General features: G+C 72.1%; 11 protein-coding genes. 4 read left to right on the forward strand and 7 right to left on the reverse strand.

Going from position 1 to position 12,002, the window contains the following annotated elements; translation table 11 throughout:
* Positions 1–49: 49 nt before the first annotated feature.
* Positions 50–526, reverse strand: a complete 477-nt coding sequence (locus tag AB0K12_RS23950; protein WP_364565170.1) for a GNAT family N-acetyltransferase — start codon at positions 524–526, stop codon at positions 50–52.
* Between the two features lie 127 nt (positions 527–653).
* Between AB0K12_RS23950 and AB0K12_RS23955 the strand changes: the two genes are divergently transcribed.
* Complete coding sequence (locus tag AB0K12_RS23955; protein WP_364565173.1) at positions 654–1,874, forward strand: cytochrome P450; 1,221 nt, start codon at positions 654–656, stop codon at positions 1,872–1,874.
* A gap of 5 nt (positions 1,875–1,879) precedes the next feature.
* Here the strand turns inward: AB0K12_RS23955 and AB0K12_RS23960 are convergent, their stop codons facing one another.
* Positions 1,880–2,671, reverse strand: coding sequence for a hypothetical protein (locus AB0K12_RS23960; protein ID WP_364565176.1), 792 nt, complete (start codon positions 2,669–2,671; stop codon positions 1,880–1,882).
* A gap of 157 nt (positions 2,672–2,828) precedes the next feature.
* Here AB0K12_RS23960 and pip point away from each other — a divergent pair, with 157 nt between their 5' ends.
* Positions 2,829–3,779 (forward strand): prolyl aminopeptidase, encoded by a 951-nt coding sequence (pip, locus tag AB0K12_RS23965; protein ID WP_364565179.1) that lies wholly within the window; start codon positions 2,829–2,831, stop codon positions 3,777–3,779.
* Here pip and AB0K12_RS23970 read toward each other — a convergent pair.
* Positions 3,766–4,935: a Cmx/CmrA family chloramphenicol efflux MFS transporter gene (locus AB0K12_RS23970; protein WP_364565182.1), complete on the reverse strand. Its 1,170-nt coding sequence runs from the start codon at positions 4,933–4,935 to the stop codon at positions 3,766–3,768. The genes pip and AB0K12_RS23970 overlap by 14 nt on opposite strands.
* Before the next feature lie 242 nt (positions 4,936–5,177).
* The gene (locus tag AB0K12_RS23975; RefSeq protein WP_364565185.1) at positions 5,178–6,044 is read right to left on the reverse strand and encodes an alpha/beta fold hydrolase; all 867 of its coding nucleotides are present in this window, start codon (positions 6,042–6,044) and stop codon (positions 5,178–5,180) included.
* A 113-nt stretch (positions 6,045–6,157) separates the two neighbouring features.
* On the opposite strand from AB0K12_RS23975, the gene AB0K12_RS23980 reads away from it, so the two are divergent.
* Together AB0K12_RS23980 and AB0K12_RS23985 are read left to right on the forward strand one after the other, a co-directional pair.
* Positions 6,158–6,568: a YciI family protein gene (locus tag AB0K12_RS23980; RefSeq protein ID WP_364565188.1), complete on the forward strand. Its 411-nt coding sequence runs from the start codon at positions 6,158–6,160 to the stop codon at positions 6,566–6,568.
* 11 nt (positions 6,569–6,579) lie between these two features.
* Positions 6,580–7,818, forward strand: coding sequence for a sigma-70 family RNA polymerase sigma factor (locus tag AB0K12_RS23985; RefSeq protein ID WP_364565191.1), 1,239 nt, complete (start codon positions 6,580–6,582; stop codon positions 7,816–7,818).
* Between the two features lie 186 nt (positions 7,819–8,004).
* Here AB0K12_RS23985 and AB0K12_RS23990 read toward each other — a convergent pair whose 3' ends face one another.
* The 3 genes from AB0K12_RS23990 to AB0K12_RS24000 form a co-directional block, all read right to left on the reverse strand.
* A complete protein-coding gene (locus AB0K12_RS23990) occupies positions 8,005–8,940 on the reverse strand; it encodes a DUF5996 family protein (RefSeq protein ID WP_364565194.1) in 936 nt (311 codons plus the stop codon).
* 76 nt (positions 8,941–9,016) lie between these two features.
* Positions 9,017–10,210 carry a hypothetical protein gene (locus tag AB0K12_RS23995; RefSeq protein ID WP_364565197.1) on the reverse strand — a complete coding sequence of 398 codons (1,194 nt, stop codon included), beginning with the start codon at positions 10,208–10,210 and terminating at the stop codon, positions 9,017–9,019.
* Between the two features lie 112 nt (positions 10,211–10,322).
* A complete protein-coding gene (locus tag AB0K12_RS24000; protein ID WP_364565199.1) occupies positions 10,323–11,951 on the reverse strand; it encodes a phospholipid carrier-dependent glycosyltransferase in 1,629 nt (542 codons plus the stop codon).
* Positions 11,952–12,002 lie beyond the last annotated feature (51 nt).

Consider the following 12,002-nt stretch of genomic DNA (forward strand, 5'->3'; position numbering starts at 1 on the left):
CTGCCCCGTCTCAGCTCCCGGTCGGCGGCTCGCAGCGGACCTCCCCGTCTCACCTTCTGGTCGGCAGCTCCCAGCGGACCTCCCCGTCCTGCCATTGCGACGTCGCCCGCAGGCCGGCCGCGGCGGCGACCGCCTGTGAGGCCGCGTGCTCCGGGTGGATGTGCGCGATCACCGTGTCCACCTCGCCCGCGAGCCGCTCGACCAGCGCCACCGCGGCCTCCCTGGCCAGGCCGCGGCCCTGCCACGCGGTGCCGACCACCCAGGCGACCTCCGCCGTACGTCCCGAGACGGTCGCCTGCACGTACCCGACCAGGCAGTCCTCGGCGCGCAGCCGGAGCACCCAGTTGCGCCACCCGGGCGGTCCGGCGGCCAGCCGCTCGTAGCGGGCGCGCAGCTCCACGGCGCTGAGCGGCGCCCCGCCGGTGAACGCGTGCAGGGCCGCGTCGGCGAGCACCCCGGCCATCTCGGAGGCGTGCTCGGGGCGCAAAGGTACGAGTGTGAGCCGGGAGGTCTCGATGGCGTCCATCCCGTCACCTTAGGGGGATGTGTCCGGATCGGCAGGTGTTGACCGCCCCGGGGTGACAGCGCAGAGGTCTTGGCCGGTGGCGGGCGGCGGCGGATGGTGGAGTGACGTCGCCCATGGGGAGGTCCCAGTGGAACCACGGCAGCTTCCTGTCCCCGGTGAACGCACCTCGGAGACGCTCAGCCGGTTCAGGGACGAGAGCGGCCCCGTCGTCCGCATCGAGCTGCCGGGCGCGGTCGAAGCCTGGATGGTGACGTCGTACGACACCGTGAACGAGGTCCTGACCGGCGACGGCACGCTCTACGGCAAGAACCCGGCGGCCTTCACCGCCCTGCACGACGGCACCATCGCCCCAGACTGGCCGCTGCGCCAGCTCATCGAGGGCGACCACCTGCTGACCAAGGACGGTGAGGACCACCGGCGGCTGCGCGGCCTGGTCAACAAGGCTTTCACTCCGGCCAGGGTGGCCGCCATGGAGCCGCGCATCCGGCAGCTCACCGACGACCTGCTCGACCGGCTGGCGCGCGCGGGCGAGGAGGTGGACCTGGTACGCGAGTTCGGCGAGCCGCTGCCGATCGCGGTGATCTGCGAGCTGCTCGGGGTGCCGGAGGACGAGCGCTACCGGATCAGGGAGTGGACGAACGTGCTGCTGTCGCACGTCGCCGAGCCCGCCGAGGCGGCGGCGGCCGGTGGTGGGCTGCTGGCGTACCTGGGCGAGTTCATCGGGCGCAAGCGCGGCGACGGCGACGGCGACGACCTGACGACGGGGCTCATCCGCGCCCAGGAAGAGGAGGGCGACCGCCTCTCCCACGAGGAGATGGTGGGGCTGCTGTGGCTGGTGCTCATCGCCGGGCACGAGACGACCGTGCATCTCATCGCCAACACCGTGATCGCCCTGTGCGCCGACCCGGCCCAGCTGGAGCGGGTACGGGCGCACGGCTCATGGGAGCAGCTGGTCGAGGAGGCGCTGCGCTGCCGCAACTCCGTGCTCACCGTGATGTTCCGTTACCCGCGCGAGGACGTGCGGGTGGCCGGGACGGCGATCAGGGCCGGCGAGCCCATCGCGGTCGCGCTCTCGGCCGCCGGTACGGACCCGGCCAGGTACGGCGGCGACGCGGCCGCCTTCGACGCCTCCAGGGAGCCCGATGCGCACCTCGGCTTCGGCCGCGGCCCGCACTTCTGCCTGGGCGCCCCGCTGGCCAGGCTGGAGCTGCGGATCGCGCTGTCGTCCTTGTTCGCCCGCTTCCCCGGGCTGCGGCTCGCGGTGCCGCCCGACAAGATCGCGTACACGTCCTCGCTGATCACGGAGGGGCCGCTGGAGCTGCCCGTGCTGCTCGGCCCGCCCGCCTGACCGGCTCAGCCCGCGAGCAGTTCGTCGAAGGCGTGGATGATGCCGAGCGTGTCGAGGACCGACTCGGTGGCGCTGTTCGCGTCGGCCGGGCGGACGCAGAACAGCGGGCTGGACAGCACGGTGTCGAGCAGGCGCGGCACGCCCAGGACGTCGAGCAGCGTGGCCGGGGTCTGCATGGGCGCGGGCGCCGGGTTGCCCGCGCACACCGGCTTGGTGACGAGCGCTTCGAGGTAGCGGGTGACGGTCTCCGGGGTCTGCGCCTCCTGGGTGCTCGGGGTCCTGGTGCTGCGGGCGCAGGCGATGGCCCGGTCGACGAGGGCTTCGAGCATGGTCTCGACGGGCGAGGCGGGCGAGGCGGGCGAGGCGGGAGTGGCGGCCGCGGCGGGGCTCGTCCCCGGTGACGGGGTGACGCTGGGCGAGGGGAAGGGCCAGGGCAGCGGCGGCAGGTCGGGGATGGGCGGCAGGGTCGGGCCCGCGGCGGACAGCGGCGTGCGGTCAGTGGCGGCCTCAGTGGCGGCCTCAGCGGCGGCCTCGCCGGCGGCTTCGGCCGCGTTCCCCGGCGCGAAGAAGCCCTGCAGCGAGCTGCCGGCGACGATCGACTCCATGAGCACGCGGATGTCGTCGGCGGTCACCGTCCCTGTGAAGGGTGGTGGCGGCTGCACATTGATCTTGATGCCGTCGACGTCGCTGCATCCCGTGCGGGTGACGGCCGGTTCGTCCTCCGCGTGTGCGGTCGCGGCGGGCGCGAGCAGGGCGGCGGACGTGGCGGTCAGTACGGCGATGGCCTGCCTGTACATGTTGCTCCCCATGAGTGATGATCGACTTACTGTTGCGATCATTACCCTTAGTGGTGGTTCGATTACTCCATAGTTGGATCTAGCCCTCTTTACCGGTGATCGGGGACTCGGCGACGGCCGATATATTGAAGCGCTGTTATATCTGAGAGGAGCCCCCTTGCGTCCCGCGATCGAACCGTACGAGCACGGCATGCTCGACACCGGCGACGGAAACCTCGTCTACTGGGAGACCTGCGGCAACCCGGACGGCAAGCCCGTGCTGGTCGTCCACGGCGGGCCGGGGGCGGGCTGCTCGACCGGCGCGCGGAGCAGGTTCGACCCGGAGCGGTTCCGTACGGTCCTGTTCGACCAGCGCAACTGCGGCCGCAGCCGCCCGCACGCCGCCGAGCACGACACCGACCTGACCACCAACACCACCCAGAACCTGATCGCCGACATGGAACGGCTGCGCGAGCACCTCGGCATCGACGAGTGGCTGCTGTACGGCGGGTCGTGGGGCTCGACGCTGATCCTGGCCTACGCCGAGACGTACCCGGAGCGGGTCTCGGAGATCATCATCACCGGCGTCACCATGACCCGCCGCTCCGAGATCGACTGGCTCTACCGGGGCGTCGGCCGCTTCTTCCCCGAGCAGTGGGAGCGGTTCAGGCAGGGCGTGCCGCCGGAGGACCGCGACGGCGACCTCGTGGCGGCGTACGCGCGGCTGCTGTCAGGGCCCGACCCCGAGGTCAGGGAGCGGGCCGCCATTGACTGGGTCACCTGGGAGGACGCGGTGATCTCGATGGAGGTCAACGGCGCACCCGGTGCCTACAGCGACCGCCCGCCCGCCGCCGTGCTGGCCCTGACCAGGATCTGCTCCCACTACTTCGCCCACGCCGCCTGGCTGGAGGAGGGCGTGCTGCTGCGGAACGCGCACCGGCTGGCCGGCATCCCCGGCGCGCTCATCCACGGCCGCCTCGACCTGAGCAGCCCGCTCAACACGGCCTGGGAGCTGACCCAGGTCTGGCCGGACGCCGAGCTGACGGTCATCGACGACTCCGGCCACACCGGCAGCGGGACGTTCAGGAAGGCCGTGGACGCCGCCATCCAGCGCTTCACGCCTCGCTGATCGGACGCGCCGGGGCGGGCTCCGCCTGGTGGTACGGGCGCGTGGCGGCGGCGACCGCCAGGGCCAGCGTCACCAGGGCCGCGCTCACCCACAGCGGCGAGCGGAAACCGAGGCCCGCGCCGATCGCCAGGCCGCCCAGCCAGGGGCCGAGCACCGCGCCCACGTTGAGCGCCGCCGTGGCGAAGCCGCCGGCCAGCGTCGGTGCGGTGGTGGCGGCGTACAGGACCTGGGAGATGAGCGTGGAGCCGACCGCGAACGACAGCGTCCCCTGGACCAGGACGAGCGCCACCGCCGCCACCGGCACCCCCGCCACCAGCCCGAAGAGCGCCCAGCCCGCGGCCAGCGCGAGCCCGCCGGCCACCAGCAGGACCTTGGGCCGGGTGTCGGCCAGCCGGCCGCTGATCGTCACCCCGGCGAACGAGCCCAGCCCGAACAGCGCGAGCAGGCCCGGCAGCCAGACCTGGGCGATGCCGGTGACGCCGGTGAGGAGCGGCGCGAGGTAGGTGAACGTGCTGAAGGTGGCCCCGTTCACCAGCGCGCCGAGCAGCAGGAGGACGAGGAGCCTGGGGTGACGCAGGGCCCGCGCCTCGCCGCGTGCGGTGCCGCCGGGAGCGCCGCCCGGCACCGACCGCAGCACCGCGACGATCGCCGGCACCAGCGCCAGGGCCACCGCCCAGAACGCCGAGCGCCAGCCCCACAGCTCACCGAGCAGCGCGCCGCCCGGCACCCCCGCCACGCACGCGATCGTGACCCCGCTGAGCAGGATCGACGTGGCCCTGCCCTTGGCGTCGGGCGGGGCCAGCGCGATAGCCGTGGCCATGGCCACCGCCAGGAACCCGGCGTTGGCCAGCGCCGCCACGACCCGCGTGGCGAGCAGCACCGGGTAGTCGGTGGTGACCGCGCCGACCACATGGGCGATCAGGAACGCGACCAGGAAGGACAGCAGCGCCGACCGCCTGGACCAGCGCAGGCTCAGCACCGCCATGAGCGGCGCGCCCACCACCATCCCGGCGGCGAAGGCCGAGGTGAGCAGCCCGGCGGCGGGAATGGACACGCCCAGCTCACGGGCGATCCCGGGCACCAGCCCGGCCAGCATGAACTCGGACGTCCCTTGGGCGAAGACCGCCAGCCCGAGCAGATACACAACGAAAGGCATGAGAACTCCACGACCCGGACATGGGCCGGCACAGGTGAGCGCGCGGGGACTCCCCGCGCGGATGAAGGAACCCAGGGCGCACCTGGGTGGGGACCTGTGTCGTCGGTGGTCCGGATGGCGGGCGCGATCAGCCGAGATCAGGCGGAGCCGGACGGGCGCGAGATCAGCGGCCCAGCGTCAGGAGAAGCCGGGGGGATCGGGCCATGCCGCAGTGGCCCCTTCACAGGGAGGGGTGGTGCGGGTCAGCCACCGGACGACCGGTGGCTGGCGTCTTGATGCCTCGGGGCCGGCCATGAGCGGCACCGTAGCAACGCCGCGCCCCGATCGTCCACTCGATAAGCGGCCAGGAAGTCCAGCACCATCGGGCTCGCGACGTGCCGGAACTCCTCGAAGTAGGCATGCCTGGCGCCCTCGATGAGCTGGAGCGAGGCGCCGGGGACGCGCTCGGCCAGCAGGGGCGCGTTGGCGGCCGGGTTGAAGACGTCGTCGGCGCCGTGGACGACGAGCGTGGGCGCGGTGATGCGGGGCAGCGCGTCCCAGGCGTCGTGGCCGGCGCTGGCGGCCAGGTGGCGGCGGCGGGCGTGGGCGGGCATGCCGGGGTCGCCGATCGTGAAGTAGGGGCCGGGGTGCCCGGCCAGCCAGGCGGGCGTGTACATGAGCTCCAGCAGGGCCCGCTCGGCGGCGGCGCGGTCGGGCTGAGCGAGCGACCTGCGGACGTCGTTGCTCCGCTCGACGCCGTGGGCGCCGCCGGGTGAGCTGCAGCCGAGCACGAGCGCCCCGACCCTGCCGGGGTGGTCGGCGGCCAGCCACTGGGCGACCCGCCCGCCCATCGAGGTGCCGTACACGTGCGCCCGCGGCACCCCGGCGTCGTCGAGCACGGCCAGCACGTCGCCGGCGAACCCGCGCGTCGTGTACGGCTCGTCCGGCTTGTCGCTGCCGCCCGTGCCCCGCCAGTCGAGGGTGATCGTGCGATAGGCGGCGAAGTCGTCCCGTACGGAGTCCCACCAGCGGTGGTCGTTGGCCTGCCCCTGCAGCAGCACGAGCGGCTCCCCATGGCCGCGGACCTGGTAGGACAGCTTCACCCCGTCGGGCGTCGTCGCGTATGGCACGCCTCCGATACTGCCGCAAGGAAAGTCGCGGAGAAAAATTCGCGGCATCATGTCCGGTACGCGGTCCCGGCTCCGACGTCTCTGCTGAAGGCACCAGAGAGAGGGCGAAACCGATGAAGTTCATGATCCTTTCGTACGCGTCCCAGCGGAGCTACGACGAGATGGCCGGCAAGGACACCGGCGGCGTCGCCTGGAAGCCCGAGGACGTGGCCGCCATGCACGCGTTCATGTCGGAGGTCAACAAGGAGCTGGAGGACTCGGGCGAGCTGGTCGAGACGCGCGGCCTCGCGGCCCCGGTGCACACCCGCAGGGTGGGCCTGCGGGGCGGCGCCCCGTTCGTCACCGACGGCCCCTACGCGGAGACGCAGGAGGTGCTGGCCGGCTACTGGGTGGTGGAGTGCGCGAGCTACGACAGGGCGACCGAGATCGCGCTGCGGCTGGGCCAGTGCCCGTCGCCTGACGGCGCCGACGCGTTCGCCGACATCAGGCCGATCGTCGAGTCGGTCGAGGACCTGGCGTTCTGAACGGCGGGGCGGTGCCCGAGCACCTGCTGCGCGAGCTGGCGCCGCAGGTGCTCGGCGCGCTCGTGCGCCGCTACGGCCATTTCGCGACCGCCGAGGACGCCGTGCAGGAGGCGCTGCTCGCGGCGGCCACGCAGTGGCCCGAGCAGGGCGTGCCGGACGACCCGCGCGCCTGGCTGATCACGGTGGCCGCGCGCCGCCTGACCGACCTGCTGCGCGCCGAGCAGGCGCGCCGCCGCCGCGAGGACGCGGTCGCCGCCCGCGCGCTGCCGGACGAGTGGCTCTCACCCCCCGCCGACCGGCAGGAGGCGGCCGGTGACGACACGCTGATCCTGCTGTTCCTGTGCTGCCATCCGTCGCTGACGCCGCCCGCGCAGGTCGCGCTCACGCTCCGGGCGGTGGGCGGTCTGGGCACGGCGGAGATCGCCCGGGCGTTCCTGGTGCCGGAGTCCACGATGACCCGCCGCATCACCCGGGCCAAGCAGCGGGTCAAGGACAGCGGGCAGCCGTTCCGGCTGCCGGGCGAGGCCGAGCGCGAGGAGCGGCTGGTCGCGGTGCTGCACGTGCTCTACCTGATCTTCAACGAGGGGTACGCCAGCACGTCCGGCCCCGAGCTGCACCGCGCCGAGCTGGCGGACGAGGCCATCAGGCTGGCCCGCGTCGTGCACCGGCTGCTGCCGGACGATCCAGAAGCGGCCGGGCTGCTGGCGCTCATGCTGCTCACCGACGCGCGCCGCCCGGCGCGTACGGGGCCGGCCGGCGAGCTGGTCCCCATGGCCGAGCAGGACCGGTCGAAGTGGCACGCCGCCTCCATCGCCGAGGGCACCGAGCTGGTGACGAAGGCCCTGCCCATGGCGCCGCCGGGGCCGTACTGCCTCCAAGCCGCCATCGCCGCGCTGCACGACGAGGCGCGCACGCCGGAGGAGACCGACTGGCCGCAGATCACCGCCCTGTACGAGCTGCTGATGCGCATCTCCGACAACCCGGTCGTCGCGCTCAACCACGCCGTCGCCGCCGCCATGGCCCGCGGCCCGAGCGTCGGTCTCGAACTGCTCGACCGGCTCCGGGACGACGAGCGGGTGGCCGGCGACCACCGGCTGTTCGCGGTGCGCGCGCACCTGCTGGAGATGTCGGGCGACCTCGCGGGGGCGCGGGAGGCGTACGAGGAGGCGGCCTCGCGGGCCATGAGCCTGCCCCAGCAGCGCTACCTGCGCGGCAGGGCGTCGAGGATCGACCGGCGCGGCCGGGAATGATGCGGCCCCAGGTGTGGTTACATACATCGTGGCCGGTGTGCCCAGTGTCCCCGGGCCTCACCTATTGCCTTCGCGGACTACCGTTCGGCTGGAGCCGCGTTGTGCCTTTCGCCGAGAGGCGACACGCACACCGGTACGCACACGTCGGGCGCCCGCCCTCCTCGGAGGACGGGCGCTCACGTGTGTTCAGGGCCGCTGCCCGTAGTAGGGGTCGGTGACGCCGCCAGGGCAGGCCAGCGCCGCCATGTCGAGCCCGGTCAGCCGGGCGCCCGCCTGGTAGGCGCTGTCGAGGAACTCCAGCACGGCCCCCACGGGGTCCTCCATGACCCGCACGTCGTCGTAGCGCAGGACGGCCAGGTGGCTGCCGCGCGCCAGGATCCACTCGGCCTGCGCGGGCCGCAGCGGCTCGCGGGCCAGCCCCTCGGGCTCGGGCGCGGTGTAGGAGTAGAACGCCGGCCAGGGGCGTTCCTTGTCGCCGAACCAGAACCCCGAGCTGATCACCTCCCAGCTGTACGCCTCCCGCGTGACCGGGTCGGCGTCCGGCGAGACCTTGACGACCCGCCCGGTGAACCTGGTCACCGCGATGTCGAAGGTGTGCCAGTAGTGGTGGACGGGGCTGGTCTTGCCGGCGTAGTCGGCGGCGTACCGGTCGAGCAGCTGCACGACCTGCGAGAGGATCCGCCAGTAGCGGTTGATGAGCATCGGGTCGTAGCGGGCGTGCAGGGTGTCCTCGGCGAACGGCGTGTCGTCGCCGAGGTCGAACGGCACCGCCCAGATCTCCGGCCGGATCCCCAGCCCGGCCAGCGTCTCGAAGAGCCGGTCGTAGAAGGAGGCGACGCTCCTGCCGATCAGGCTGAACTCGGCGCTGCGGCCGTCGAACACGTCGATGACCAGGCGGTGGCGTACGAGGTCGAAGTCGACGCAGAACAGCGGCTGCTCGCCGAGCCCGCCCATGGGGCGGGTGGTGAGCCCGCGCCCGGTCGGGTGGAACGGCACCTGCCACCAGTGGTTGCGCCGGTTGCTCGACGCCAGCCTGATCTTTCCCACGATCTGTGCGAACCTGTGGAAGGTCTCCTTTGCCTCGGTCCATTCCGCCAGCGGCATGGCCGGGAACAGCTCCATGACGGTCCCCCTCCGACATAGGGCATTTCCCGACAATCGTAACTACCCGGAGTATTCGCCCAGATGCCAGGGGTCGTCACCCGGAGCTGACGTACTTCCTCGGCCGCAGCGCGTGGGCCCGCAGCGCCGCCAGCGCCGCGAGCTGGCCGGGGCGGTCCATCCGCACCGCCAGCTCGTCGCTGAACGCCAGCCCCAGCGCCGTGAGCTGGGCCACCAGGTCGGTCACCGGGCCCGTGACGTCCTCGACGCTCGTCGCCGGATGCCAGCCCTCGCCGCCCACCACCTCGGCCACCCGCTCGATCAGCTTGGCCGGCGACATCAGCGTGCCGTCGGCGAGCAGCATCAGCGCGGCCTCCCTGGCCGACACCTCGAACTCGTGCTCACCCCGCGCGAGCAGCAGCCGGGTGACCGCCGACCACATGGCCGACCTCGAATGCAGCAGCCGCAGCCCGTAGTCGGTGATCGACAGCTTGGCGCCGTCGCGGCGGATCGCGCCCAGCTCGCGCTCGGCCAGGTCGCGCAGCCGCAGCGCCTCGGGCGACGGCGCGAGCCGCAGCGGCAGCGTCTCGCCGGAGGCGGCGACCGACAGCAGCCGGTGCAGGGCGGGCAGCGGCTGCGGCGAGACCGGCGCGTGCAGCCGCACCTCGAACGGCTGCGCCAGCTCCCGCCGCGCCGGGCCGCGGCCCAGCACCCAGCGGTTGAGCCGCTCGCCGTGCACCCGGTTGAGCCAGCTGTCGCCGCCCAGGTCGGCGCGCGGCTCGGTGAGCCAGCGCCGGGTCAGCGCGGTGCGATCGACGTCCTCGCCGGCCACGATGGCCAGCTCAAGGGCCGCTGAGCAGGCGATGTGCGCGCCCAGCTCCTCCGGCCCCATGATCATGCTCCACTGCAGCTCGGGAACGTCGGGCGGGAGCACGCCCGTGGCCTCAAGGGCTTGCTGGTAGGCGCTGGTGCCGGCGTCCTCGCCCTCGCGGGCGTAGGTGCGCAGGATCTGGACGGTGGTCGGTGACACGCACAGCTCGGCGTAACGGTCGAGGCCGCCGAGCCGGAGCAGCTGCCCCAGCGAACGTGCCAGCCGCTCGTGGTCGCCACCCTGCGGCCCGACCTTGAGCGGCAACGTGTACCAGAGGAACTCGCAGACGTCGAGCTGGGTCACCGTCTCCAGTGGCTCCCCACCCGTCAACCATTCGACGGCGGTCCTGGCCTCCTCGGCCAGATCCGGCTGAGATCGCTCCAACTCGGCGAGAAGGGCGGTGACATCCGGTGCACTCATGCCTCGAAGTTTGCCGTATCGACCCCGGGCCTGACGATGACCGAAACCGGTGCGTATTGGGTCTTGCACAGCGACTACCTAAGAAATCCCTATCGAGCCGACTGTAACGTGATCATATCCACCGTTTCTCGAAGAGCATGCGGGCCTTCCACTCCGTGTACGAGAGCAACTCGCCGGTCAGTACGGGATGCAGCCACCAGAAGTTGATCAGCGCGAGCAACGCGAACGCGCCGACCACGGCGGCACCGACGGTACGCCGCAATGGCATGGCGCCGGAGGCCGTCGGCGTGGCGGGCCCGATGAGCAGCCCCGCGCACAACGTGATGGCCAGCACCATGAACGGCACCATCGGCATGGCGTAGAACAGGAACATCGTCCGGTTGTCGGCGATGGCGAAGTAGAACCACGGCAGCCAGCCCATCGCGTAGCTGAGCAGCACCGCCCCCGCCCGCCAGTCGCGCGAGGAGACGTACCACGCGATGAGGGCCACCAGCGCGGCCAGCGCCCCGAACCAGATCACCGGGGTGCCGACGCCGAGCACCGCCTCGGAGCAGTCGGTGGCGCCGCAGCCGCCCTTCTTGCCCTCGTAGTAGAAGGCGACCGGGCGCAGCAGCAGCGGCCACGACCACGGCTCCGACATGTAGTTGTGCGGGGTCTCCAGGCCGCTGTGGAAGGTGAAGACCTGCCACTGGTAGTGGATCCACGAGCGCATGGAGTCGACCAGGAAGAACAGCGGGTTGCCCGACGAGGTGGCCTGGTCCCAGTTGCGGCCGTAGCCGGTGGCGGTGGCGAACCAGCCGATCCAGGTCGCCATGTACGCCACGAACGGCACCACGCCGAAGGCCAGCGTCGCCTGCGGCAGGTCCTTGTTGAACGCCCCGACGTACGGCCGGCGCAGCCCCAGCGCGCGGCGGGCCCCGGCGTCCCACAGCAGCGACATGGCCGCGAACGCCACCAGGAACGCCAGCCCCGACCACTTGACCGACATCGCGAAGGCCAGGCACACCCCGGCCGCGATCCGCCACCACCTGATGCCGAGCGACGGGCCGTACACGGAGACGGGCGAGTGCTCGTACCAGGTGACCAGCCGTTCGCGCGCCTGGTCACGGTCGGCCACCAGGCAGGCGAACGCCGCGAGCACCCAGAACATCAGGAAGATGTCGAGCAGCGCGGTGCGCGAGAGCACGAAGTGCAGGCCGTCGAGCGCCAGCAGCAGGCCCGCGAAGCAGCCGAGCAGCGTGGAGCGGGTCATCCTGCGGGCGACCCTGGCGAGGATGAGGATGGACAGCGTGCCGATGAGGGCGGCGGCGAAGCGCCAGCCGAACGGGTTGAGCCCGAAGATCCACTCGCCGGCGCCGATCATCCACTTGCCGAGCGGGGGGTGCACGACGTAGGAGGCGCACTTGTCGATCTCCTGGCCGCACGCCTGCCAGATGTCGGTGCCGCCGGACATGATCGTCTTGTCGGCGTCCTTGATCGTGACGTGCTCGACCCCGTGGGTGATGAGCGAGAAGGAGTCCTTCATGTAGTACGTCTCGTCGAACACCACGGCCTTGGGCTCGCCGAGCTGCAGGAAGCGCAGGATCCCGCCGAACAGGGTGACCAGCAGCGGCCCGATCCATCCCCAGAGCACGCTGCCCCGCATGGGAGGCACGACACGATCGCGTACGGACCGAGCCTCGGAAGGGCCGGGGTCCTTCGGCTGCTCGTAGGCCTGGTACGGAGAATCGGTCACCGCCATTCGGACATCGTACGGGCCCCAGAGCGGTGGTTACCCAAGAAACACGGTCTA

Source organism: Nonomuraea sp. NPDC049419 (assembly GCF_040676995.1).
In the GTDB taxonomy this organism is placed as follows: Bacteria; Actinomycetota; Actinomycetes; order Streptosporangiales; family Streptosporangiaceae; genus Nonomuraea; species Nonomuraea salmonea.